The organism is Collinsella sp. OM04-5 (assembly GCF_003439125.1).
Lineage (GTDB): Bacteria > Actinomycetota > Coriobacteriia > Coriobacteriales > Coriobacteriaceae > Collinsella.
On the sequence record NZ_QSUU01000011.1, the window covers coordinates 33,924 to 60,483 of the forward strand.

General features: G+C 62.8%; 16 protein-coding genes. 13 read left to right on the plus strand and 3 right to left on the minus strand.

The features are described 5' to 3' along the window. Positions 1 to 128 precede the first annotated feature (128 nt). On the plus strand, positions 129 to 1,148 hold the full coding sequence (locus tag DXB53_RS07505) for a M42 family metallopeptidase (protein ID WP_117583964.1): 1,020 nt from the start codon (positions 129 to 131) through the stop codon (positions 1,146 to 1,148). Positions 1,149 to 1,240: 92 nt separating this feature from the next. Here DXB53_RS07505 and mnmA read toward each other — a convergent pair whose 3' ends face one another. Both mnmA and cysK read right to left on the minus strand, forming a co-directional pair. After that, complete coding sequence (gene mnmA / locus DXB53_RS07510) at positions 1,241 to 2,464, minus strand: tRNA 2-thiouridine(34) synthase MnmA (protein WP_255413309.1); 1,224 nt, start codon at positions 2,462 to 2,464, stop codon at positions 1,241 to 1,243. Between the two features lie 57 nt (positions 2,465 to 2,521). Next, positions 2,522 to 3,460 (minus strand): cysteine synthase A, encoded by a 939-nt coding sequence (gene cysK, locus DXB53_RS07515; protein WP_055250951.1) that lies wholly within the window; start codon positions 3,458 to 3,460, stop codon positions 2,522 to 2,524. 253 nt (positions 3,461 to 3,713) lie between these two features. Here cysK and DXB53_RS07520 point away from each other — a divergent pair, with 253 nt between their 5' ends. After that, on the plus strand, positions 3,714 to 4,142 hold the full coding sequence (locus DXB53_RS07520) for an Rrf2 family transcriptional regulator (protein ID WP_117583966.1): 429 nt from the start codon (positions 3,714 to 3,716) through the stop codon (positions 4,140 to 4,142). Positions 4,143 to 4,279: 137 nt separating this feature from the next. Here the strand turns inward: DXB53_RS07520 and DXB53_RS07525 are convergent, their stop codons facing one another. After that, complete coding sequence (locus DXB53_RS07525) at positions 4,280 to 4,645, minus strand: phage holin family protein (protein ID WP_117583967.1); 366 nt, start codon at positions 4,643 to 4,645, stop codon at positions 4,280 to 4,282. Between the two features lie 323 nt (positions 4,646 to 4,968). On the opposite strand from DXB53_RS07525, the gene DXB53_RS07530 reads away from it, so the two are divergent. The 11 genes from DXB53_RS07530 (at position 4,969) to DXB53_RS07580 (ending at position 26,533) form a co-directional block, all read left to right on the plus strand. Further along, positions 4,969 to 5,268 carry a YerC/YecD family TrpR-related protein gene (locus tag DXB53_RS07530; RefSeq protein ID WP_022094855.1) on the plus strand — a complete coding sequence of 100 codons (300 nt, stop codon included), beginning with the start codon at positions 4,969 to 4,971 and terminating at the stop codon, positions 5,266 to 5,268. Positions 5,269 to 5,487: 219 nt separating this feature from the next. Continuing rightward, positions 5,488 to 8,658: a PD-(D/E)XK nuclease family protein gene (locus tag DXB53_RS07535; protein ID WP_117583968.1), complete on the plus strand. Its 3,171-nt coding sequence runs from the start codon at positions 5,488 to 5,490 to the stop codon at positions 8,656 to 8,658. 3 nt (positions 8,659 to 8,661) lie between these two features. After that, entirely contained in the window at positions 8,662 to 12,285 is a 3,624-nt protein-coding gene (locus DXB53_RS07540; RefSeq protein ID WP_117583969.1) for a UvrD-helicase domain-containing protein, read from the plus strand. 175 nt (positions 12,286 to 12,460) lie between these two features. Continuing rightward, positions 12,461 to 16,264 carry a DNA polymerase III subunit alpha gene (dnaE, locus tag DXB53_RS07545; RefSeq protein ID WP_117583970.1) on the plus strand — a complete coding sequence of 1,268 codons (3,804 nt, stop codon included), beginning with the start codon at positions 12,461 to 12,463 and terminating at the stop codon, positions 16,262 to 16,264. A 28-nt stretch (positions 16,265 to 16,292) separates the two neighbouring features. Then, complete coding sequence (locus DXB53_RS07550) at positions 16,293 to 19,757, plus strand: SNF2-related protein (protein ID WP_117583971.1); 3,465 nt, start codon at positions 16,293 to 16,295, stop codon at positions 19,755 to 19,757. Positions 19,758 to 19,907: 150 nt separating this feature from the next. After that, positions 19,908 to 20,270: a desulfoferrodoxin family protein gene (locus DXB53_RS07555; RefSeq protein WP_089572163.1), complete on the plus strand. Its 363-nt coding sequence runs from the start codon at positions 19,908 to 19,910 to the stop codon at positions 20,268 to 20,270. A gap of 117 nt (positions 20,271 to 20,387) precedes the next feature. Next, on the plus strand, positions 20,388 to 22,373 hold the full coding sequence (locus tag DXB53_RS07560) for a hypothetical protein (protein WP_117583972.1): 1,986 nt from the start codon (positions 20,388 to 20,390) through the stop codon (positions 22,371 to 22,373). A gap of 137 nt (positions 22,374 to 22,510) precedes the next feature. Then, positions 22,511 to 23,032, plus strand: a complete 522-nt coding sequence (ruvC, locus tag DXB53_RS07565; protein WP_035137351.1) for a crossover junction endodeoxyribonuclease RuvC — start codon at positions 22,511 to 22,513, stop codon at positions 23,030 to 23,032. Further along, positions 23,032 to 23,652, plus strand: coding sequence for a Holliday junction branch migration protein RuvA (gene ruvA, locus DXB53_RS07570; RefSeq protein WP_117583973.1), 621 nt, complete (start codon positions 23,032 to 23,034; stop codon positions 23,650 to 23,652). Before ruvC ends, ruvA begins: the two co-directional genes overlap by 1 nt. Further along, a complete protein-coding gene (gene ruvB, locus DXB53_RS07575) occupies positions 23,652 to 24,719 on the plus strand; it encodes a Holliday junction branch migration DNA helicase RuvB (RefSeq protein ID WP_117583974.1) in 1,068 nt (355 codons plus the stop codon). The genes ruvA and ruvB overlap by 1 nt, the downstream gene beginning before the upstream one ends. 146 nt (positions 24,720 to 24,865) lie before the next feature. After that, positions 24,866 to 26,533, plus strand: a complete 1,668-nt coding sequence (locus tag DXB53_RS07580) for a formate--tetrahydrofolate ligase (protein ID WP_117583975.1) — start codon at positions 24,866 to 24,868, stop codon at positions 26,531 to 26,533. The last annotated feature ends 27 nt before the right edge of the window (positions 26,534 to 26,560 follow it).

Sequence of the window (26,560 nt, forward strand, 5' to 3'; positions counted from 1 at the left end):
TGGCGGGCGCTGTTCGGAAGAGCTCGATGGGTCATCTCGCTGGGTAAATATTTGTGCGTGATGGTATCGTTGTTGGGGCTTTTACTGATTACGGGATGTTGACTTTGGAGTTGTGGATGGTGTCCCAAATGGATTCTACGCTTGGTTTTATTACTGACCAGCTTAAGACGCTGACTTCTATTGCCTCGCCTACGGGCTATACCCGTGCGGCTACTGACTATCTAATGGAAACGTTGCGCGATATGGGCTTTGGCCCCGAGCGCTCCAATAAGGGCAACGTGTTGGTTGAGCTTGGTGGTGAGGGCGAGCCGCTTGTCCTGGCGAGCCATGTCGATACCCTGGGCGCTATGGTGCGCTCCATCAAGGACAATGGTCGCCTGCGTCCCACGACGCTCGGCGGGCATCAGTGGTCTACGGCCGATGGCGAGAACTGCACCGTTTATACGCGCGATGGCAATAACTACACGGGTGTGGTCCTCAATACCGAGCCTTCGGCGCATGTGGCCGATGAGCCGGTCAAAACCATCGAGAAGAACATGGAGATCTTGCTCGACGAGAATGTCGACAGTAAGGACGACGTGCTTGAGCTGGGTATTCAGACGGGCGATATCATCGCTATGGATCCGCGTACCACGGTGACGGAGAGCGGCTACATTAAGAGTCGCTTCCTGGATGACAAACTGTCGGCGTCGATTCTACTGGGTCTGGCCCGCGCCGTTGCTGACGGCGAGGTGACCCTTTCGCGCAAGGTTTCGCTGCTCTTTACGGTGTACGAGGAGGTCGGCCACGGCGGTGCCTTTGTGCCGGCTGACACGCGCGAGATGATCAGCGTGGACATGGGCTGCGTGGGTGACGACCTGGGCTGCACCGAGCGCATGGTTTCGATTTGCGCTAAGGATTCGGGTGGCCCCTACAACTACGACCTGGTAACCACGCTGTCCAACATCGCGCGCGAGCTCGAGCTCGATTACGCCATCGACGTGTACCCGCATTACGGCTCGGACGTCGAGGCCACGCTCTCGGCCGGCTACGACATTCGCCATGGTCTGATCGGCCCCGGCGTGTACGCGAGCCACAACTACGAGCGCAGCCACATCGACGGCGTGCGCAATACCTACGAGCTGGTTCGTGCCTACGTTCAGCGCTAGACGCATCGACAATGCTCATCGAGCCTGCCGCCCCGGTTGTTGCAGCGATGCCAGCCGGGGCGTCCTCTATAACTTGCGGTGGCGGGGAGCTGTTATTTGATGGCTGACGTAACGGTGCCGCCGCCCAGGACGATGTCGCCGCGGTAGACGACGACTGCCTGGCCGGGGGCGATGGCTCGCTGTGGCTCGTCAAAAGTTAGCAGCATTTGCCCGTCTTCGCCACGTGTAAGGGTTGCTGCCTGGTCCTTTTGACGGTAGCGGTACTTGGCGCCCACGCGGATGCCGCCGGCATCCAGCTCGGCCTCCATGCGGTCGGCAGGGGCGCTCCAGATCCAGTCGTTGGCCGTGAGCGCCGTGGCCGTCAGGTCCTCTGCCTCGCCCAGATGTACGGTGTTGTTGACGGCGTCGACACCCGTTACGTACACGGGATGCGCCATCGCGACGCCCAGGCCCTTGCGCTGGCCGATGGTGTAGCGCAGCGCGCCGTTGTGGCGCCCGACCACGCTGCCGTCGCGCCACACAATGTCGCCCGGTGCAGCGGGATGTTCGCAACGGCGCTCGATATAGCCCGCGTAGTCACCGTCTGGAATAAAGCAGATGTCCTCGCTTTCGGCCTTCTGGGCGTTGGTAAAGCCCTGCTCGGCGGCTATGCGGCGCACGTCGCGCTCTTTGTCTAGGCCTGCCAGCGGAAAGATCGTGTGCGCCAGGCGCTCCTGCGTGAGCGAATACAAAAAGTAACTCTGGTCCTTTTTGGGGTCCTCGCCGCGATGCAGCTGCCAGGTGCCGTCGGGCGCCTGGCTCGTTTTGGCATAGTGGCCTGTGGCGATGTAGTCGCAGCCCATATCCAGCGCCGCATCCAGCAACGCGCCAAACTTAATATGGCGGTTGCAGATGATGCACGGATTGGGCGTCAGCCCCTCCTGGTAGGCGTTCATAAAACGCTCGACAACGTTGCGGTCGAAGGTTTGCTGCAAGTCGAGCACGTGATGGGGTATCCCCAGGCGCTCGGCGACGGCCTTTGCATCGGCGATGTCGCGGTCGACCTTACTCATGCCCGTGGTGGGATCGGGCGCGGGGCAGGTGAGGCGCATGGTGGCACCGACACATTCGTAACCCTGACTTTTGAGCAGATACGCGGTCACGCTGGAATCGACGCCGCCGCTCATGGCGACGAGCACGCGCTTGTTGTGCATGGGGAGGTTCTCCTTGGTGGCATGTGGCCAAAAAAGAAAAGCGGCGCGGGAGGCTGGTTCCGCGCCGCAGACATTGTAGCAAGTTCGGGCGTCCTGTGGGACACCCTGTTGGGATGAGCTCAGGCTGCCAGAAGAGAGGGGAGACCGGCGTGCCTTGGACTCGTTCTAAGAACGAGAGCTCTAGTCCTGGAAGAGTGCCGTGGACAGGTAGCGCTCGCCGGTGTCGGCGAGCAGCGCCACGATGGTCTTGCCCTCGTTCTCGGGGCGCTTGGCCAGCTGCAGTGCGGCCCACACGGCGGCGCCGGACGAAATGCCCACGAGCACGCCCTCCTTGTGGCCCACGGCGCGGCCGGTGGCAAAGGCGTCGTCGTTCTCGACGGGGATGATCTCGTCGTAGACCTGGGTGTCGAGGACGTCGGGCACAAAGCCGGCACCGATACCCTGGATCTTGTGCGGGCCGGCCTGGCCCTTAGAGAGCACCGGGGAGGTGGCGGGCTCGACGGCGACGACCTGAATCTCGGGGTTTTGCTCCTTGAGGAACTCGCCCACGCCGGTCACGGTGCCGCCGGTGCCGACGCCGGCGACGAAGATGTCGACCTTGCCGTCGGTGTCGTCCCAGATCTCGGGGCCGGTCGTGGCCTTGTGAATGGCCGGGTTCGCGGGGTTCACAAACTGGCCGGCGATGATGCTGTTGGGGGTCTCCTTCTGCAACTCTTCGGCCTTGGCGATAGCGCCCTTCATGCCTTTGGAGCCGTCGGTGAGCACGAGCTGCGCACCGTATGCCTGCATCAGCTTGCGGCGCTCGACGGACATGGTCTCGGGCATGGTGATGATCACCTTGTAGCCGCGGGCGGCCGCCACCGAGGCGATGCCGACGCCGGTGTTGCCGCTCGTGGGCTCGATGATGGTGTAGTCGCCGCCACGCACGAGCTTGCCTGCCTTCTCGGCCTCGTCAATCATGTTCTTGGCGACGCGGTCTTTAACGGATCCGGCGGGGTTGAAGTATTCCAGCTTGACGAGCACGCGGGCCTTGAGGTCCTCATCGGCCTCAAAGTGGGTGAGCTCCAGAAGCGGAGTGTGGCCGATAAGCTGATCAATGGATGTGTACACATTGCTCATGGTGAACCTCCAAAGTGTTCAAATGACTGGATACCGTGTGGTTTTACGGTGTGTGTAGCAACGAAACCCACAAACCTTATGGGTTGTTCGTTTTGCTGTTGGCAAGCATAGTAGGCACTAAAGCCTAGTAATGCAATAGGAAATAGAAGATTATTACGAGTCGATTAACCATCTTGACGGGAATAGGTATTTTCAAAACCAATTTTTCGGCTAGAATTTCTACGAATTAAAAGACCGAAAGGCAGCAATATATATGTTGGTTTCCACAAAGGGCAGATATGCCCTGCGCGTTATGGTCGACTTGGCCGAGCATCAGGCGGCAGGCCGCATTCCCCTCAAAGAGATCGCCGCGCGTCAGGGGATTTCGGAGAAATATTTGGAGAACATTTTGGCTACGCTCGTGCGCGCCAATATGCTCTCGGGCATGCGCGGCAAGGGCGGCGGCTACGTGCTCACGCGCCCGCCCGAGCAGTACACGGTGGGCGAGATCCTGCGCCTGACCGAGGGTAGCCTAGCACCGGTCGCATGCCTGGACGGCGACTGCAAAGGTTGCTCGCGATCTGATGAGTGTCCTACACTCGATGTTTGGAAGAACCTGGACAAGCTCATCAACGACTACCTCGACGGCGTGACACTCGATACGCTCGTTGCCCCCAACGAGGGCTACGACTACGTCATCTAGCCCCACCTGCTATTGGGGGACGGGGCAGAAATGGTAGATTTTCTTGTCCTCTGAGGCTTGGCAAATGACAAGGCCGCCCATCGTTGCGATGGACGGCCTTCGTTTTGGCGTGTTGTGGCGGCCCGTATCCGGTCGCTTTAGTTCCTGGCGATGCTGTCGAGAATGCTGCGCATGATGGATACCAGGATGCTGCCCATAAACGCCGATCCAAAGCTGGCGATGGAGATACCCGCGCCCAGCAGATTGACCGACAGGTAGCTGGCCAGCTCGAGCATAAAGCTGTTGACCACAAGCTGAAAAATACCAAGCGTGATAATAGTGAGTGGCAGCGAGATGACCGTCAGGAACGGCTTAACGAGCGAGTCGACGATGTTGAGGAACAGTCCCACGAAGGCAAAGCAGACCCAGGCGTCGGCCATGCCGAAGGGCTGAATGCCGGGGACGAGAAACGTTGCGATCGCGATGGCGATTGAGGTCAAAAGCCAGTTGAGCATAAAGCGCATGGTGTGAATCCTTTCTTGCGCATGGCGTGGTGAGGGAGCGTGAGAGGCACATGCCTTTGCAACTCGGACAGATGCTCGGGCACGGCTCTGTTTGGGCGCCCATTGTCTCAGATATTCGTGGAGCTTGCGTGCGCATTCGGTTTCAAAACGGCGTTCGTCCTAGAAAACGCGCCGCTGGCAGAGAGTTTTGTCGCTTTAGTTTGGTGGTGTGCTAAACTGCTACGGGCAAAAGCCACAGGCGTTGCCCTATTGCATAGAACGGGCGAACGATGCCCGATGTCAGTATCAACTTCGATGCCTTTTGGCGGGTTTGGCGGTGATCGATGAATATCGAGAACATGTTTGACAAGCCTGATGTCAAGCAGCTGGTCCACGCATTTAGCCTTTTGGACGACGAGAAAGATATCCAAGCGTTTTTGACCGATATCTGCACGCCGCGCGAGATTTGCGATCTATCGCAGCGTCTGCAGGTCGCGCGTTATCTGGACGAGGGCGAGCCCTATGTTGAGGTTCAGGCGCGTACCGGCGCTTCGTCCACCACGGTGAGCCGTGTGTCCAAGGCGCTCAACGGCGAGTACGGTGGCTACCGCAAAATCCTCATTAAGCTGGAGGATGGCGAGTAGGCCGCGCCAAAAACGAATTGTGCAAAACCGCTCCTCCGGGGGCGGTTTTTTGATCCCTTAAGGACGGAGGAAAACGGATCACCGGGTTAGACTGACCCCTTCGGTGATCCGTTTTCCTCCGTCCCCAAGGGATCAAATCTGTTGGCGTGGGGCAAATCTGTCCGCGTGGGCGGGTAGGATGGATACATTGATTATTGCGAACAGTTTGAGCGGAGGACCATGCCTGTTCGAATCTATACCACCAATGCCGGCACGGATTTGAGCGATGCCGAGTCGGCGTTGCTTGCCGACCTTATTGCCCGCCATGGACGTGCCGTGCTTCTGGCGTCAACGTTTGCCGAGCTCGACCTGTGTCGCCATGATGCGGCGGAAGCCGGGATTTCGCTGGGTATTGACTACAAAACGCCTACATCGTGGCTTCGCTCGCTTTGGGAGCTTTTGGGCGACGGGCGCGGTTTCGTCGACAACCTGCAGCGTCAGATGCTGTTCTCGGACATGGTCACGCGTCTCGACGATGCCGACCTGCAGCCGCTTTCGCGCAGCCAGGGCACAGTGCGCATGCTTGCGCGCATGGCCCGCGACGTGTTGCCGGGCGTTGCGGGGACGACGGCCGAGCGATGCCGTGGCAACAATTGCCAGCCTGAGCCAAAAAGCGATGCCGAGGCTCGTGTGTTCGAGCTTTTGCGTGCCTACGCGGGTGGTTTGGACCGTCGAGATATGGTCGAGCCCTGCGAGGCGGCTGACATTATGGCCGATGCCCTGGCCGATAACCTGCCGGCGTGCACCCGCGCCGTATGCGTGCGCGGTATCACGTCGATTACGCACGGCCTGCTCGAGCTGCTGTCTGCCGTGGCGAACAATGGGGGGGAGGTCGTCGTACTGCTTGCCTGCGAGCAGGCGGCGATGCGCGAGGAGCTTGCCGCGGCATTTGATGCCCGCGGTGTGCTGTTCGAGGCCGCGCCGCTGAGGGAGGACGCCGTCGCGTCTGATGCCGCTTGCGGGACCGCCGCTCAGCCTGCCTTTATTGAGGTCGCCGGCCCCCATGCCCGTGCCCATGCTTATGCGGACGCCATCGATACGTTGGTGAAAACGCACAAGGAGTCCAAGGACGATAAAGCTACTGCAACGCCCGCTGACCCCGTGCGCGTGCTCGTTGTTTCTGCCCGGGCACCCCAGCTGTTCGGTGAGCTCGCCTCTCGTCTGGCGGCCCGTCATATCGCTGCCGAGACAGTTGAGTTCACGGCGTTTTCTCAATCCATTGCGGGCAGGCAGTTCACGGCGCTCGCCAACCTGATCGAGCGTATGAAGGCCGCCGACGAAGGGGCAGCTTCTAAGACTGAGTGGTGGCCCGCGCCGGAGCTTACCGACTGGATTTACAGTCCGCTTTCGGGCGCTGATGCCGTCAATGCCCGTACCTTCGATAAGAATATGCGTCTCTCGCGCAGCAAGACTACCGCGGGCGTTAAGAGCCTGCTGCAGAGCGTCCAAGGCCAGGTGAGGGGCGCGCGCAAGGCGGCGAGCGACGAGAACTGGTTTAAGAACGTGCCGTGCGTGGTCTCGGACGTGTTCCAGGCGCTGTGGCGTGACAAGCCCGTGACGGCGCTCAAGGCCATGCTTGCCGTTGCCGAGGCACTGCCCGATCGCGCGCTTGGTGGTCTCGACGGCCAGGCCCGTCGCCAGGCGGAGGTGGCCCTGCTGCGCCACGCGATCGACATCCTTATGAACGATGCTCGCGCGCTCGACGTGTCGCAGGCCGCGACCGTGCCCGTGCTCGATGGCATTCGCACCAAGGTGGACAAGCGTAGCACCGCCTACGATTACGAGACCTACGAGGTTGACCGTGCGCCACGTGCCCAGGTTCGCTTTACTTCGCTTGCCGATGCGGCGGCCCTGCGCCCCGATAGCTACGATGCCGTGCTGTTTGCCGACGTCGACCTGGACAGTTATCCGCTCTCACATGAGGAGGGCCCGCTGGCAACGCTGACGGCGAGCCTCGGTCGCGAGGGCGTGACGCTTGAGCCTGCGGCCTTGCTGCGCGCACGCTTTGGCCGCGCGATACAAGCGTCGCGTGGTCCGGTTACGCTCGCCCGTGTGACCCACGATCGTCAGGCGCGCGAGTGCTATCCGGCGGCCGTGTGGACCGAGTTGCGGGCGCATGCCGAGGCCGCTAACGATGCTAAGGCCGCTGACGCCGACAAGGCCGCTGACGCCGACAAGGCCGCTGACGACGCTAAGGCCGTTGGCGCCGACAAGGCGAAGTGTGTGGGTGAGGGCGATATCGTAAGGGACTTCGATCCCGCGGCAGGCGAAGGTCTTAGGCGCGAGCGCGTGACCTGCGAAGCTCCTCAGCACCTGAGCGATGAAGCCATTCCGTATTTGGTCCTGCGTCGTCGCGATGGCGAGGGCGAGGATGCGCCGCTGGTGCCGCGCCTGACGTCTGCCTCGCAGATCGAGGCCTATTCGACCTGCCCGCTATGCTGGTTCGTCTCGTACCGCGTGAAGCCCCAGTCGATCGACGCTGGCTTTGGCAATATGGAGAAGGGCAACTTTGTCCACGACGTGCTGGAACACTTGCATGCCCGTCTGCCCCAGGAGGGCATGGAGCGCGTGACACCCATGAATCTGCCACGCGCGAAGGAGCTGCTGCGCGAGGTCTTTGACGAGACCTTGGCCGAGCATGCGGGCAAGCGCGGTACCGAGGGCCCGCTCGTGCCGCTCTCCCCGGTGGAGGAGCGCCAGGTGGCCGAGATTTTGCCGCAGCTGGAGGGCGTTCTTGCCTACGAGTCCGAGGCGCTCGCGCCCTTCGCGCCGCGCTACCTGGAGTTTGCGTTCAACGAGCTCCAGGTCGAGTATGCCGGCTGGCCGCTCGGCGGGCGCATCGACCGCGTGGATGTGGATGCCGAGAATCGCGCCGTGGTAATCGACTACAAGCATCGCACGGGCGTTGAGGAGTTTAAACTCGCCGACCCCACGGTGCGCGACGAGGAATCGGGCGAGGCCGCCATCGACGACCCGCGGTGGCTGCCGCCCCATACCCAGACGCTTATCTATGCGCAGGCCATGCGCCGGGCGCTGGATCTGGATGCCCGTGCGGCGCTCTATTTTTCGACCAAGGGCGGCAAACCGGCGCTGCGCGGCGCCGCGAGTGCCGAGCTGCTCGAGGAAGAGCGCGGCGACGGCCGCATCCCGGGGCTTAAGAAGGGCTTTCCCGGCGAGGGTGGCAGCATGGACTTCGACGCCCTGCTCGATCGCGTGGAGGCCGGCATCGCCGAGCGCCTGCACGAACTCGAGGCAGGCGACGTTGCCGCCGTCGACCCGACGTCGGCTCAGGCCGCGCATGCGCGCTGCTCGTATAACCACGAAGGAACGTTTGTAAGAAGGGACGTGTAGACCATGGATCTTTCGACTTTGATGCCGCAACAGCTGCAGATCGTCAAAACGCTCGACCGTCCGCTGTTTGTCTCGGCGGGTGCCGGTTCGGGCAAGACCTTTACCCTCACGCGCCGCATCGTCTACGCGCTCTCGCCCGAATCCGGTCCGTTCGTTGAGCATCTGGACCAGGTGCTCGCCATTACCTTTACCAAAGACGCCGCGGCCGAGATCCGTGACCGTGTGCGCCGCACGCTCATCGACGAGGGCATGGACGAGGAAGCCCTGACCGTCGACGATGCGTGGATCTCGACCATTCACGGCATGTGCTCGCGTATCCTGCGCGCACATGCGTTGGAGCTGGGCATCGATCCCGAGTTCACGGTGCTCACCGATACCGACGAGCTTATGGACCAGGCTGTTGAGCATGTGCTGGCCCGCGCGACGGCGCCCGATGCCGCCCCCGAGCTCGCCGCTTCGCTTAAGGCCCTCTACGCTTGGTATCCCATGGCGGGCGAGGGTGGGCCGTTTGGCGCCGGTACCACCATTAAAGGGCTGGTGCGTGAGCTGCTGGAGCTCTCGAGCCAGCTGCCGGGCGGTATGGACGACGTGTGCGTGGCGCGCGGCCAGGCCGATACCTCGGCACTCGCCGATGCCTATCGTGCGGCGCTGGGCGCAAGCAAGGCCGCGACCGAGAAAGCGCAGGTGGCACTCGATGCCATCGACGCGTTTGAGGCGAGCGGCAAAACCATGGAGGATGCGGCGCGACTCATGATGTCGTGCAGCATGCCTCGGGCGAGCAAGGCGTTTTCTAAGGAGCAGGTGGAGCTACTCAAGGCCGAGGCTGCCGATGCGTTTATCAATATCGTGCTGGCCTGCGGTGGTCCCGCGCTCGATGCGCTGGCGGGGCTTGCTCGTGCTGTGGAGGCGGAATACCGCGCGCTCAAGGCTGACCAGTCCGCGCTTGATAACAACGACCTGCTGCGCATGGCGTACGAGGCGCTGCGCGATTATCCCGCCATCCGAGCGGCCTATGAGGGTCGCTTTAAGATGGTCATGATCGATGAGTTCCAGGATACCGACCAGATGCAGGTCGATTTGATCCGTCACCTGACGGGCGCGGGGGAGCGCGCACTGTGCACCGTAGGCGATGCGCAGCAGTCGATCTACCGCTTCCGTGGTGCCGAGGTCGAGGTATTCCGTCGCCAGGAGCGCAAGGTGGGTTCGACGACGGCGTCCGAGACGGTCGCCACGTCCGATGCCCCCGCCGGCGAGCTCGTCAAGCTTGTACGCAACTTCCGCAGCCACGACGAGGTGCTGCGCTATGTGGCGCGCGTCTTTGACGGCGACACCGGTGGTTTGATGCAGGGGTTCTTGGATCTTGAACCGAGCGACGAACGCGAGGACAAGCTCAAGGCGAAGGCATCGCGCCGCCAGGCGATTTTCGTTGCCGGTGGCAGTACGCAGGAGCGAACGCAGGCGAAAGCTCGTGCGATTGCGGAGCGATTCCAAGCACTCGTTAAAGCGGGCCAGCCCCAGGGCAGCATGGTCCTGCTGCTGGGCCGCATGACCAACGCCGATGTCTATGCGCAGGCCTTCCGCGACCAGGGGCTCGACTGCGTGATCGCAGGCGGCTCGGTCTTTGCCCAGGCAGCCGAGGTGCAGACGGTGCGTGCCCTGGTGTGCGCGCTTGCTAACCCGGCCGATACGGCGCAGGGTCTTATGCCGCTGCTGGCCTCGCCGATGTTTGCGCTCGGCGCTCAGGAGTTCCTGGCGCTGGCGACCAAGCTGGACGACCAGACGGGGGAAACCTCGCGCCGCAACATCGACGTGGGCATCATGAGCGATTCCGATGTGCCGGGTTTGCAAGACTTGCCGCTCGTGACGCGCGCCCGCGAGGTGCTGCGGTATGCGCTCCGTCGCGTGGGCCGCGATTCGTTCGCCGCCATCGCGCGCGACGTGGTCAACGCCTCCGGCTGGTTTGTACGTCTGGCACAGCGTGGTCCCGAGGGCAAGGCCATTGCCGCCAACGTGCTCAAGGCGCTCGACGCCGTGGCCGAGGCAGAGGCCGAGCTCGGCAACTCGCCGCGCTCCATTGCGCTCGCCTTCGACCGCTTCTTGGCGGGCAAGGAGGCCCCGGGCGCGCTCAACGAGGAGGGCGACGGCGCGGTACGCATCATGACGGTGCATGCGTCCAAGGGTCTGGAGTATCCGGTCGTAGCGGTTGCCGAGTGTTTTGGCGTGCGTAAGTCCTCGGGTGCGGCACAGATGGGTCGCGTCGAGGGCGGAGCGCAGATCGTGGCGCTGCCGGCACGCTTCGACGGCGTTAAGCTCGCCGACGGAACCTTTGTGAAGGGCGACGACGTCAAAAAGCAGTTTGAGCATGCGTTTAAGGGCAAGGGCACGTCGTTGTGGCTGCCGCCAGAGCTCATGGAGGACGTCTGTGCGACGGGCTCTCCCGCCGAGGCATTTGCCCGCCTGCGCGACGACGACCTGCAGCTTTCGCTCGAGGAGCGGGCCCGCTTGCTCTATGTTGCCATGACGCGTGCGCGAGAGCTGGTGATCTTGGCGATGGATGCCGGCGTGAGCCGCGGCAAGCTGTGCGCGCCGACCTTCGACGTCGAGACCGATCTGACCTATGACGTGCTGCGTCGTATTCTGCCTACCGACGCTCTGGACATGCCGCAGCTCGATGCCGACCGCCTGGTGTTCGACAACTCCCAGCCGGGCGACTACGAGCTCATTTCGCTCGCGGACTTTTCCTTTGGCGAGCAGGCGTTTGAGGCCAACGCTTCACTGGATGCCGAGGGCAGGCTTGTTCGCGGCGATGTCGATACAGATACTGCCGACGATTCGGCCAGTACAATCGTCCCCGGTCCTGCCGACCCCGAACCCGATGCGTTCGAGCTCGTGCATCCCCAAGCGGTGGGCGTACGCATGGGCATCTGCCCGTATCCGGTGCGCGATTCGTACAGCTACTCGTCAATTGCCGCGGCGCTGCATGCCGAGTCCGAGGACCGTGCCACCGAGGCGCATGTGCCCATGGACGAGGCTGGCGATGATGCGGAGTCTGATGGTTCCGAGATGGCGGATGCAGACGTGGCCGCTGTCGAGCCCGCCGGCAATCCCATGGCGCTGGGCTCGGCCTTCCACGCCGCCTGCCAGTGGCTGATCGAGATGGGTGCCGATGCGCTGCCCGCCGAGCGTGCCGACGCCCTGGCTCGCCTGTGGCGCCTGACGCCGGAACAGCGCGAACGCTTCGACGTTGCCCTGGATCGCTGGCTCAAGTCGGCGGTCCGTGCCGAGCTGCTTGCCTGGCCGTGCGTTCGCGCCGAGGTGCCGTTCTTTTCGCTGGGCTGCGAGGACGAGGACATCGCTCGCTACGGTGCATATGCCGAGGGCGCCATCGATGCTTTGGCGACGAACCCGGCGGATTCGTCACGCGCGCTGGTCATCGACTACAAGACGGGCGGCACACCGGACGAGACGCCGGAACAGCTGCAGGAGAAGCACGCCCTGCAGGCGCGCGTTTACGCTGATGTTCTGCACAAGGCGGGCTTTGAGGCCGTGACCGTCAAGTTCGTCCGCGTGGAGCAAGTCGACCCCGCCAACCCGTGCGAGCCTCAGGTGGTCACCTACAGCCTCTAGCCCTCAATAACTTGCGGTGGAATACGGACTGTTTTGGCCAAAAAAGCCGCCAAACAGTCCGCATTTCACCGCAACTGCGTGAGGAGCCGTGTGGGTTTGGCTAGGTTCGGGTGCCGTCCGCGCCGTGCGGTAAAATCGTTCAGTCAGAACACGAACCCGCATCGGAGCTCATCACATGGCATTCGTCCATCTGCACAATCACACTGTTTTCTCCATGCTCGACGGCGCAACCCGTATCCAGGATATGGTCAACCGTGCCGTTGAGCTTGGCATGCCTGCCGTGGCCATTACCGATCACGGCTACATGTATGGCGTGCCCGACTTGGCGCTGGCCTGCGACGCCGTTAACCACAACACGCCCGAGTACAAAACCTGGAGCCACGACAAGGCCTTCTTGGAAAAGGACCGCCGCGACGAGCTGGTGGAGCCCGACCCCGAGGAAAACCCGCGCGAGCATGCCCAGTACGTTAAGGACATGGCTATGTGGGACGAGAAGGGCAATATCGACGAGCTCAAGCCGCCCCTGGTCATCAAGCCCATCTTTGGCTGCGAGGTCTACTTTACGCCGGACGAGACCCTTGCCCGCGACCATAAGCCCGAGCTCTACCACATGATCCTCCTGGCCAAGGACCAGGAGGGCTACGTCAACCTGATGCAGACGGTTTCCGAGGCCGCCGTGCAGGGCTTTTACTACAAGCCCCGCGTGACGCTCGACAACCTGCGCCGCCATGCCAAGGGCATGATCTGCACGAGCGCCTGCATCGCGGGCATCATTCCCAAATACATCGACCGCGGTGACATGGAGGGCGCCATCAAGTGGGCCGAGACCTTCCGCGATACCTTCGAACCCGGCGACTTTTATATCGAGATCCAGGAACACGGCATCACCACCGACAACGGCCTGACCGATGAGCAGATGGACCGCACGCTCATCGACATCGCCAAGCAGGTAGGCGTCAAGGTCATCGCCACCAACGACTTCCACTACCTGCGCCGCGAGGACGCTCCCGTGCAGGACGTCATCATGTGCATCGGCATGAACGCCAAGGTCGACGACCCCAACCGCATGCGCATGACTGGCTCGGAGTTTTACATGAAGACCGAGGAGGAGATGCGGGCGATGTTCCCGCATTGCCCCGAGGCCTGCGACAACACGCTCGAGATCGCCGACAAGTGCTACGTCGAGCTGGACTGGGACTCCATCATCCTGCCGCGCTTCCCGTTGCTCGACCCCGGCGAGACGCACGAGAGTCAGTTCCGCCGCGAGTGCGAGAAGGGCCTGCGCCAGCACTACGGTGACGACTGGGCCACGCGCGAGATCGGTGGCGTCAACATCAAAGAGCGCTTTGAGTACGAATACAAAGTCATCTGCGACAAGGGCTTTGCCGCCTACTTTTTGATTGTTGCCGAGTACGTGCAATGGGCCAAAGACAACGGCATCGGCGTCGGCCCCGGCCGTGGCTCGGCTGCCGGCGCTATCGTCGCCTACGCCATGAACATCACCGCGTTCGATCCGCTCGAGAACGGCCTGATGTTCGAGAGGTTCCTGTCCCCGCAGCGTACCGAGATGCCCGATATCGATATGGACTTCGACGATGAGCGGCGCCTCGAGGTCGTGGAGCACGTTCGCCAGCTCTACGGCCCCGAGAAGGTCACCCACGTCATCACCTACTCGACCATTAAGGCCAAGCAGGCCATCAACGACGCCGCTCGCGTCCTGGACTACCCGGTCTACATGGGCCAGCGTCTGTCCAAGATGGTCTCGAGCGACCCCAAGGTCAAGCTCAAGCAGGTGCTCGAAAAGCAACCCGGCAAAGAGGACCTGTTTAACCCCGATTTTGCCGAGGCATATAAAAAGGACGACGACGCCCGCCGCATCATCGACACGGCGCTCTCAATCGAGGGCCTCACCCGTGGCGAGGGCGTGCACGCGTGCGCCGTTCTGATCTGCCGCGACCCCGTCAACGAGCACGTGCCCACCAAGCTCGACACCAAGGGCGGCGTCGAGATTACCCAGTACGAGGGCCATACCGTTGCCGACATGGGCCTGCTCAAGATGGACTTCTTGGGCCTGCGCACGCTGACTGTTATCTCCAAGGCCAAGGCAAACATCAAAAAGAACTTCGGCATCGACATCAAAGAGGAAGAGATTCCCTTTGACGACCCCGAGATCTTTAAGCTCATGGGTTCCGGCCACACCGCCGGCGTCTTCCAGGTCGAGTCCGCCGGCATGACGGCCACGATCAAGAACATGAAGCCCACCGAGTACAAGCACGTCGTGGCATTGATCGCTCTGTACCGCCCGGGCCCGCTGGGCGCCGGCATGGTCTCGTCTTACATCAACCGTATGAACGGCAAGGAGCCGGCGGTCTCCTACGACGACCGCCTGGACGACATCCTGGGCGAAACCTACGGCACCATGGTCTACCAGGAGCAGGTTATGCTCATCTCCGTCGAGATGTGCGGCTTCTCCAAGGGCGAATCGGACTCGCGTATCCGTAAGCCCGTGGCTAAGAAAAAGATCAAGCTGCTCACGTCGACGGTGCTTCACTGGGAGGATGGCTCGGACGAGACCACCTACGACCACTGGATGAACGGCGCTATCAAAAATAACTACACGCGCGAGGTCGCCCAGAAGATTTGGGACGATGTTCTCGAGTTCGCGTCCTACGCCTTCAACAAGTCGCACTCCGCCGGCTATGCCATTCTGGTTATGCAGACGGCGTGGCTCAAGGCGCACTATCCGCACGAGTACATGGCGGCCGTTCTGACGTCCTATACGGGCAAGACCGACAAGATCGTGCACTACGTCTCGGCATGCCGTCACGACGGCATCCCCGTGCTGTCGCCAGATGTCAACGAGTCCGGTACCGAGTTCACGGCTACCAAGGAGGGCGTGCGCTTTGGTCTGGCCGGCATCCGCGGCGTGGGCACCGGCGTGGCGCAGGCGATTATCGCCGAGCGCGAGGCGGGCGGCCCGTTTAAGACGCTGCACGACTTTGTCGAGCGCGTGGACTCGAGCCAGGCCAACCGCCGCGTGATCGAATCGCTCATCAAGGCAGGCGCCTTCGACTCCACGGGGTATCCGCGTCGCCAGATGATGCACTTTGTGGATAAGAACAACCCCGAGAACATCATCGATGCCGCGGTGAAGCGCCAGAAGGATCGCGCGAGCGGCCAGACGTCGTTCTTCGACATGTTTGGCGACGTTGAGGGCTCGGGCTTTGAGGTGAGCGTGCCCGATCCGGATGGCCAGGAATGGGACCGCCACCTTAAGCTGAGCCAGGAGAAGGAAGTTCTGGGCATCTATGTCTCGGACCACCCGCTGCGCCCGTTTGAGTATGCACTAGCCAAGGCGCGCGACTTCTCGTTCTCGCAGATCGACACCGGCTACGAGGTTCAGAATCCTACGGGCGGCACCATCAACCAGGAGATTCCCGAGGGCAAGGCGCTGTGGTGGGCCGGTATGGTCTCGAGCGTGTCCAAGCGCGTGACCAAAAACGGTGACCCCATGGGCATCGTGCAGCTCGAGGACATGGAAGGCGAGGCCACCGTCGTCGTGTTCCCCAAGACCTATAAAGAGGCCGAGGGGTACCTGTACGGCGAGGTCGATCCCGAGACCGGCGCGCAGCTGTCCGATGCCTTTGTGCGCATTAAGGGCAAGCTCGAGCGCTCGGACCGCGGCGACCAGATCATCGCGCAGGAGATCGTGCCGCTCGAGCTTAACGAGGAGAACAACAAGCCCAAGGTGTTTGAGGTCATGGTGCCCAACAGCCGCTTTAGCCAGGGCAATATGGCGCGTCTTGCCACGGTGCTTACCGCCAACCCGGGCGGCGATCGCGTGGAGATCTTTATCGAGCAGGTGGACGGGCGCGTGCTACGTGCCGAGGTGCCGGCCAAGGTCAACGCGCGCTCGATTCCGCTGCTGGCCGAGGCCAAGGCCATTGTGGGTAACCAGGGTCGCGTGACGGTGATCTAAGCTACCCCGGGTGAGATTGGAGGAAGTGATGGCGCAGGGGACGTTTGTGCAGGCGCTTCGCAAAGAGGCGGCGTTGAGCGGCACCTTTATGAAGGGCCGCTCGCTCATGCTCAACGGCGCCGTGCTGTCGATTGAGGACAGCGGCTCGCGCTTCTCCAAAAACGTGACGGTTGAGGGCTCGGTGCGCGGCTCGCGCGGCGACCTGTACAAGACGCACGTGGCGCTCGATATGGACGAGCACGAGGTGGTCGACTACGACTGCGACTGCCCCGCCGCATACCGCTATCCCGGTATGTGCAAGCACGCCATCGCCACAGCGCTGGCGTACCTGGACACCAGCGGCATTGAGCCTGTTGAGGGGCTGCGCACGCCGGTTCGCACGTTTACGGCGCAGCCGAAACAGCCCGCGCGTGCCGCGTCCGCCGCGCCGGCCGTCAACCCCAACTTTCCCTTCCCGGCGCCCGTCCCCACGAGCCCGAGCCTTGTGGCGGCGCTTTCCGATCTTTCGGACGCGCGCATGGATGAGCTGGCGAGCATGCGCCGCAAACTTGCCGGTGCCGTTGATCCCGACGCCCCCAAAGCGGCGTTGGAGCCCTCGTTGGTGCCGTACTACAATCCGCTGTTCGCTGACCGCTTTAGCTGGGCGCTCGAGTTCCGCATTCGCTGTGGATCGGTCTCCTACGTGGTCAAGGACATCGACGGCATGGCCGATGCCTACGTGCGCGGCGGCACGTTCTCCTATGGCAAGAAGCTCACGTTTGTCCATTCACCTGAGGCCTTTGACGAAACATCGGCAAAGCTGCTCAACCTTGTTGTGACGACAGTTGCCTATCTCGATGACATCACAAGCTCGCGTTCGGCGTCGTACGACTTTGCCCGCAGCGGTTTTGTTGCCGAGCGTCAGTTGCCGCTGTCCGAGCATAGCATCGTATATGTGCTGGACCTGCTGCGCGGCCAGACCATCTCCTTTGAGCCCGCCTGGTCGCGGGGGACGACGACGCGTCGCACCTACGACGTGGCGGTTGAGCCGTCTCCGCAAGGGGAGGACGAGGCGTCCGCTAAGCGCCCACCACTTCTTGCCGCCAAAATCGCGCCGGCGGCTGGTGGTGGCTATGACCTGCGCCTGCCCGCCGATATGTACTGCTTTGCGTCGGGCGATGCCGCCTACTTGGTTGACACGCGCCGCGCGCGCCGTACCGACGCTGCATTTGCTCAGCATGCCGCACCTTTTTTGTCGCGCTTGCTGCCGTGCCGCACGCCCGCCCATATTGCCGCCGAGCAGGTGGGTGAGTTCTGCCGTATGGCGCTGCCCATTTTGCGCGACTATACCGACCTCACCGCGCCCGCCGCGCTCGATACCGTGGCGCCCGAGCCGAGCTTTGCCATGGCAATCGGCGTCGACGATGGGCTCGTGACCTGCAAGATTACGGTTACCTACGGCGACTGGTCGGCGGATCTCTTTAGCCTGGGCGCTCCGGGCAGTCCCTTTGAAGAGCAGCGCTCCGGCGTGCCGCCCCGCGACGAGGTGGCGGAGTTTCGCGTTATGGATACGGCGGCCCTGTACTTCGATTTCTACGAGGGCGGTCTGGCGTTTGAGGAGCGCGATGATGAGAGCTTGTTCTGCCTGCTGACCGAGGGCCTGTCCGCCCTGTCCGAACTGGGTGAGGTCATGCTCAGCGACCGTCTGCGCCAGATCTCGGTCCGCCCCGCGCCCAAGCTCTCGGTTCGTGCGACCGTTAAGAGCAATCTGCTCGATGTCGAGCTGGGCGCGAGCGGGCTTTCGGCCGCGGACCTTGCCGTCTATCTCGATTCGTACAAGCGCCATCAAACGTTTGCGCGCCTTACGTCCGGCGACATCATTCGCCTGGACGAGGGGGCGCGCGCCGCGTTTGGCCTTGCCGAGGACCTGGGTGTCGATGCCGTCGACCTGCTCGACGGCGTGTCGCTTCCCGCGTCGAGCACCCTGTTCGTCGACAGCATGCTCGCACGCACGCCGGCGCTCGAGGCCGATCGCGACGCTGCGTTCCGCCGTACCGTCGAGCGCCTGGACACGCTCGGCAAGATGGACTTTACGGTGCCGGCATCGCTCAAGGCAACGATGCGCGGCTACCAGGTCGACGGATACCAGTGGCTCGGCTCGCTCGAACACCTGGGCCTTGGCGGCATCTTGGCCGACGACATGGGCCTGGGCAAAACGCTCCAGATGATTGCGCATATTCTGGCGCGCGTGGAGGCGGGGGACACCAAGCCCACGCTCGTGGTATGCCCGGCCTCACTCGTGTACAACTGGACTGCCGAGCTGGAGCGCTTTGCCCCGTCGCTCGATGTGTGCGCCATTGTGGGCGCCAAGGCTCAACGCCGCGTGCAGATCGCCGGCGTGGCCGAGCATAGCGTGGTCGTGACGTCGTATGACCTTATGCGGCGCGATATCGACGAGTACGTCGAGCAGGATTTTGCCCGCGTGGTGCTCGATGAGGCACAGTACATTAAAAATCCGCTCACGCAGGTGGCGCGCGCTGCCAAGCGCCTGCCTGCCGGCGTGCGCTTTGCCCTGACGGGCACGCCCATCGAAAACCGCCTGTCCGAGCTCTGGAGCATCTTCGACTTTTTGATGCCGGGCCTTTTGGGGACACGCGAGTCGTTTGCCAAGCGCTTTGAGAGCCCCGTCGAGCATGCCGAGGGCGATAGCGCCGCTCGCCTGCAGGCGCTCGTGTCGCCGTTTGTGCTGCGCCGTGTTAAGGAAGACGTGGTGGCCGACCTGCCCGAGAAGATCGAAGACACCGTCATGGCACAGCTTACCGGCGAGCAACGCAAGCTCTACCTGGCCAACCAGGACCGCATCGCCCAGCAGGTGCAGCACCGCGAGGCTGGGGAGTTTAAGAAAGACAAGCTCAAGGTGCTCGCCGAGCTCACCAAGCTGCGCCAGATCTGCTGCGACCCGCGTCTACACTACGAGGATTACAAGGCGGGGAGCGCCAAGCTCGATACGTGTATGGAGCTCGTGCACGGCGCACTCGACGGCGGGCATCGCATCCTGTTGTTCAGCCAGTTTACGGGTATGCTCGATATCATCGGTAAGCGCTTGGCCAAGGAGGACATCGCCTTCCTTAAGCTCACGGGCGCTTCGTCTAAGGAGAGCCGCGCCAAGATGGTCGCGCAGTTCCAAGCGGGCGAGGTTCCGGTCTTTTTGATTTCGCTCAAGGCGGGCGGCGTGGGCCTTAACCTGACGGCGGCCGACGTGGTCATCCACTACGACCCGTGGTGGAACGTGGCAGCGCAGGACCAGGCGACCGACCGCGCGCACCGTATTGGCCAGCAACATACCGTGACCGTGTACAAGCTCATCGCCAAGGACACGATCGAGGAGCGCATTATGCAGATGCAGGAGTCCAAGCGCGACCTGGTCAACAGCGTGCTCGGCGGCGACGGCATCTCGTCGGCGCTGTTTACCCGCGAAGATGTTCTGGCGCTGCTGGGCGGCGACGGGCGCTAACCCGCTCGGGTGGGGCCGCCAGGGCGGATAGCGCACGCTGCCCCATCGTCCCCGCCCGTTATGTGTTCGTTTGCAATGCCGTGGATGGTTTGTCTGCCTTTGGGCATAAGAACCATCAAGAACATTGGCACGTCAGCAAAGGAGAACATCATGGCGAAATTCTTTAAGGACCCCGACGGTAAGCTCATTGCCGCCCTTGGCAACGACGTTGCAACCCCTGCCGGTTGCACGGAACTGACCGCAAACACTGAGGACGCGGCGCACGAGAAGCACGTGCCTGTTGTCGAGACCGAGCGCGACGGTCACGTGATTCGCGCACGCGTTGGCTCGGTCGAGCACCCCAGCCTGCCCGAGCACTATATCGAGTGGATCGCCCTTGAGGCCGAGGGCCGCTTAGAGGTCCATTACCTTGAGCCCGGCATGAAGCCCGCGACGTTTTTTGCCGGCGGTTCCAAGACCGGTACCGTCTATGCCTACTGCAACCTGCACGGGCTGTGGTCCGCGACGTTCTAGGAGCGCGCCCCCGCTCGGGGTATCATAGCTAGCATATGCACATGCGAGCGCCGACTGCATCATGCGGCCGGCGCTTTTACTACGATTTCGATGGTTTACGACGGAAAGGGCTGAGCCATGAAGCTCGCGCTTGCACAGATCGATATGCGCCTGGGTGATATTGAGGGCATTTGCGGCCGCATCGAGGACCAGGCTCGTCTGGCCCACGAGCGCGGGGCGCGCGTGCTGTGCGTTCCGGCTCCGCTCTTTATGGGCGCCATGCCCGGTGGCCTGGTGGGCGCTGCCGACTTTGAGCACGACATGCTTGCCGGCTTGACTGGTGTCGCCGAGCGCATCCAGGAGCTTGACATGATCTGCATCGTGCCCGCGGCGGTTTCGTTTGAGGGTCAGCCGCTGCTCGACTACATGATGCTCAAGGACGGTCATGTGGTGCCGGCGCGTTCGAGCATTGCCCTGCAGCGTGGCGAGAACAACGACACGCGTTGGGCGCCGCCGGTGTTCGACGTGGACGGCGTGCGCATCGCCGTGATTTTTGACTTGGACCGCGAACTCGAGATGTTGCCGACCGGTGTTGACCTCATTGCGTATTTCCAATTCAATGCGTTTGACATGACCGACCGCGAGACTGCCGCCATTGCCGCCGTTCGCAGCGGCGCCTACCGCAAGATCGCATCCAAGCGCAGCGTGTGGTTTGCCTGTATGGCGCCGGTCGGTGCCTATGACGAGTCGGTGTATACCGGCGGTTCGTTTGTGCTCGACGACTGCGGTCGCGTGGTGGCCCAAGCGCCGTGTTTTGAGGAGAGCCTGCTGGTTCAGGAGATTCAGCGCGGCGTGATGCTCGATGCCCTGGAAGATCACGAACTGCCCGAGTTCCGTTCCGAGGAGTGGCTGTGGCAGGCGCTGGTGCTCGCCGTGCGCGACAACGCCCGGGCCCACGGTGCGTCGCGCGCCGTGGTGGCACTCGAGGGCGACTTGCCGTCGTCCCTGCTGGCGGCGCTGGCCGTCGACGCTCTGGGCCCACGTAATGTGATTGGCCTGGTGCTGGGGCGCAACCGCATCTTTACGCCGGCGCAGGAGGAGGCCGAGGCTGCTCGCTGTGCCGCCGTTCGCGCCATTGCCGAGCGCCTGCATATTCGCACGGTTGAGCGCGATGCGCCGGATGCCGCGCGCGTGCTCGACCGCGATGTGTCGGCGGGCGACGCCGAGCGCCTGCGCTCTCGCACGCTGGGCCTCATGCTGGAGGATACGGCGCTCGAGCTGGGTGCGATGGCGTTGAGTCCGCTGTCCAAAACCGAGTACGCGCTGGCGGCGCCGGCGCTTTGCGGCGGCTACCAGGGCGATTACGCGCCCTTTGGCGATGTGTACCTGTCGACGCTTGAGTTTGTGGCGCGTGTGCGCAACCGCGCGTCTGCCGTGGTGCCCCAAGAGCTCGTGACGCTCAACGCGGTAGAGGATTGCATGGATCGCGTGCTGTCGCAGGCGCTCGCGACGCTCGCCGGCCCGGTTGATATGCTCGATCGCGCGGCGCAGCTGCTTGGCGGGCTTGAGCCGGGCGAGGTCGATGGTGCGCTCGAGTCGCACGTGGACCGCAACCGTCCCTTTGACGACATCCCGATGGCCGCTGCCAAGCCTGAGGCCTGCTCGCTGCTGCTGATGCTCGTTCGACAGGGTGAGGCTGCCCGCCGCATGTTGCCGACGGCGCCGATCGTTTCGTCCCGTTCGTTTGCCGAGCGCTCCTGGCCGTACATGCTCGCGTGGTCCGACCTGGGGCTTAACGGCAAGGAGCGTATGACGGTCGATTCGCTGGCGCGCGCCGAGGTGCGCCGTTTTGCTGACGAGGATACGAGTGAGCGCGTGCGAAACGAGATGATGGGCGTGCTGGGCGAGCTACTGGGTATTTCGCCCGAACAAATGGAGGAGTTGCGCTCTGAAGACGGTCAGCGTCGTTTACACGAGGGAATGAAAAAGTTCGAGGGCGAGGTTCAGGACGCCATCGATAAGATGATGGGCGGCCAGGGTGGCCCGCAGGGTGGGCCCCAGGGTGGCCCGATGCCGCATCCGCCGGTTGATCCCCGACAGTTCCCATTCTTCTCGCAGAACTAAACTGGGGATGGGATTCGCTCTCAACCCCGATACTTCAACTAAGCATCTTGACCCCGTTGTGTTATTCTAGAACAGACGTTCGTGAGTAGTGCGCGGGGCCTTGCCTTGCGCTTGGTAAAAGACGAGGGGAGGTTGGCTTGGTTATTTTGGGCATCGACCCCGGTTTGGCTCATACGGGTTGGGGGATTATCGAGGAGCGGCGTGGCGAGGTTCGCTGCCGTGCCTATGGCTGCATCGAGACCAGCGCAGGCAGTCCGCTCGCGGTGCGCCTGTCGCATATCGCCCGCGACCTCAAGGGTGTCGTGGAGCGCTATCGACCCGATACCGCTGCTATCGAGAGCATTTACTTTGGCGCCAACGTTCGCTCGGCCATCCCTACGGCGCATGCCCGTGGCGCCGCGCTCGTGGCGCTTTCGGAATGCGCGCTCGAGATTGGCGAGTATACGCCTATGCAGATTAAGCAGGCTGTTGTGGGCACCGGCGCTGCGGACAAACGGCAGGTCGCGTATATGGTTCGTACGCTCACGCAGCTCGATCACGACCCGCATCCCGACCATGCCGCCGATGCCCTGGCCTGCGCCATCTGCCACGTTAACCTCAGCCGCACCCGGGCGCTTACCGGCGGCGAGTTCTATCAACAGAGAGGAACCGGATACTGATGATCTCCCAGCTCCACGGAACGCTTGTCGAGGCCACGATGAGCTCTGCTGTCGTCGATGTGTCGGGCGTTGGCTTTGAGCTCGGCATCTCGGGCAGCACTGCGGCCACGTTGCCGACGCCCGGCGGTGAGGTTCGCCTCTATACCCGTATGCAGGTGCGCGAGGACGCCATGACGCTCTTTGGCTTTGCTTCCAAGGACGAGCGCACGATGTTCGATCGGCTCGTGTCCGTGTCGGGTGTCGGTCCGCGCCTGGCGCTTGCCGTGCTCTCCACCTATACCGTGGGCCAGCTGTATTCTCTGGTGATGGCCGAGGACGACAAAGGCATGGCTAAGGTGCCCGGTGTGGGCAAAAAGACCGCCCAGCGCCTCATCCTGGAGCTCAAGAGTACCTTTGCCAAGGACAAGGGCTTTGTTCCGGTCGGCGTAATTCCCGGTCAGGTTGCGATGCCGGTTCCCGCCGCCGCTCCCTCGGCGATCGATGACGCCCGTGCGGCGCTCCTTTCCATGGGCTTTAGTCCGCAAGAGACCGAGGTTGCCCTGAGCGGGTATGATGGGCAGGATATGCGTGTCGAGGACCTGCTCGGCGCGGCGCTTAAGCGACTCGGAATGGATGCGTGATGTGGGAAGCCGATGACTCTCAGGACCTGTGGGCGACGCCCGGCAGCTCGCCGGCGGCATCCATGGCGCACGGTGAGCGCATGGTGGGCTCGGAGTTGACGCCCGAAGACCTCGATGTCGACCGTACCCTGCGTCCCCAGCGCCTGGACGACTACTGCGGTCAGGAGCATATCAAGCAGAGCCTGCGCGTGCTCATCGAGGCGGCGCAGAGTCGTGGCGAGACGCTCGACCACGTGATCTTCTCGGGCCCTCCGGGTCTAGGCAAGACCACGCTGGCTACGGTTATCGCCAACGAGCTGGGCGCTCAGATCAAGACGACGAGTGGTCCGGCCATTGCGCGTACCGGTGACCTGGCGGCTATCCTTACCAACCTGCAGCCGGGTGACGTGCTGTTTATCGACGAGATCCATCGTCTTAACCGTTCGGTCGAGGAAGTCCTGTATCCCGCGATGGAGGACTTTGCGCTCGATATCGTGATCGGCAAAGGCCCGGCCGCACGTTCGATTCGCCTGGATATCCCCAAGTTTACGCTGGTGGCGGCAACGACCCGCTCGGGTATGCTGACCGGCCCGCTGCGCGACCGCTTTGGCATTTCGTATCGCCTGGACTACTACACGGTCGAGGAGCTTGCCCAGATCGTGACGCGCTCGGCGACCATTCTGGGCGTGACGATCGACCATCCGAGCGCGCTCGAGATCGGCTCGCGTTCGCGTGGTACGCCGCGTCTCGCCAACCGTCTGCTCAAGCGTGTGCGCGACTATGCGCAGGTGCGCGGCGACGGCCCCATCGAGCTCGATATCTGCCGTCAGGCACTCGAGTTCTTCGAGATTGATGAACTTGGTCTGGACTGGATGGACATTCGTATCTTGGAGACGCTTGCCAAGACGTTCTCCGGCCGTGCCGTGGGCCTGACGACCCTTGCCAGCGCGGTGGGCGAGGACCCGGGTACGCTCGAGGATGTCTATGAGCCCTACCTGCTGCAGTGCGGCTTGATGATTCGCACGCCCCAGGGCCGCCAGGCAACGCTTCGCACCTTTGAGCACTTGGGCATCGAGCCAGCCGTTTAGAGGCGGGTTTGTTTTGGCTGGTCTGTAGGCTATCGCTGGGCATCGGGTAAACATATCGCCATTCATCGGTTACGGGTGTTTTACTATTGCGCGCCCGTGCTATGCTGAATTGGTCTTTTTCTCATCCGGTAACGAAAGGACCGCCCATGCCTACTGACATCGAAATCGCACGTTCCGTCACGCCGCTGCCTATTACCGAGGTGGCTAAGAACGCCGGCGTCGACGTAAAGCACCTGATTCCGTACGGCTTCGACAAGGCTAAGGTCGACTATTCACTGCTCAACGAGCCGACTGACCACCAGGCCAAGCTCGTCCTCGTGACCGCCGTCAACCCCACGCCCGCCGGCGAGGGCAAGACCACCACGACCATCGGTCTGGCCGATGGCCTGCGCCGTCGCGGCGTCAAGAGCGCCGTGGCCCTGCGCGAGCCTTCGCTCGGCCCCGTTTTTGGCGTCAAGGGCGGCGCCGCCGGTGGCGGTTGGGCCCAGGTCATCCCCATGGAGGATATCAACCTGCACTTTACCGGCGACTTCCACGCTATCGGTGCCGCCAATAATCTGCTGGCCGCTATGCTCGACAACCATATTCAGCAGGGCAACCAGCTCGGTATCGATGTTAAGCGCATCACCTGGAAGCGCGTCGTCGACATGAACGACCGTCAGCTGCGCCACGTTATCGACGGCATTGGCGGCAAGGCCCAGGGCGTGCCGCGCGAGGATGGCTTCGACATTACTGTTGCTTCCGAGGTCATGGCGATCTTGTGCTTGTCCACGAGCATCAACGACCTCAAGGAGCGCCTGGGCGAGATCGTCGTCGGCTACAGCTTTGCCGGCGAGCCCGTCCGCGCCCGCGACCTCAAGGCTCAGGGCGCCATGGCTGCGCTGCTTAAGGATGCGCTCAAGCCCAACCTGGTGCAGACGCTCGAGGGTACGCCCGCGTTTGTCCACGGCGGCCCCTTCGCCAATATCGCCCACGGCTGCAACTCCATCATGGCCACGCGCATGGCTATGCGCTTTGGCGATGTCGCCATTACCGAGGCAGGCTTTGGCGCCGATCTGGGTGCTGAGAAGTTCCTCGACATCAAGTGCCGCATGACGGGCGTTCGTCCCAGCGCCGTCGTGATTGTCGCCACCGCCCGTGCGCTTAAGTACAACGGCGGCGTTGCCAAGGCCGACCTCAACGACGAGAACCTCGATGCCCTCAAGGCCGGCATGCCTAACCTGCTGCGCCATGTTGACAATATCCAGAACGTCTATGGTCTTCCCTGCGTGGTCGCCATCAACCGCTTCCCGACGGACACCGAGGCCGAGCTTGCGCTCATCGAGTCCGAGTGCCAGCAGCTCGGCGTCAACGTTAAGCTTTCCGAGGTCTGGGCCAAGGGCGGCGAGGGCGCGCTCGACCTGGCCGATGAGGTCATGCGCCTGATTGAGCAGCCGAGCGAGCTCAAGTTTGCCTACGAGGACGGCGCCGATGTGGCCGATGCCCTCGAGGCCGTCGCCACCAAGGTTTACCGCGCCGATGGTGTCGACTTTACGCCGGCTGCCAAGCGTCAGCTCGCCGAGCTGCGCGAGAACGGCTTTGGCAACCTGCCGGTGTGCGTCGCCAAGACGCAGTACAGCTTTAGCGACAACGCCAAGGCGCTGGGCGCTCCCGAGGGCTTCCGCATCACCGTGCGCGAGCTCAAGGTTTCCGCCGGTGCCCACTTTGTGGTTGCGTTGACTGGCAGCGTTCTGACCATGCCGGGTCTGCCCAAGGTTCCCGCGGCCGAAAACATCGACGTCGACAACGACGGCAACATTACCGGCCTGTTCTAAGCCTGCTGCCCATAGCTGCTTGTCCGC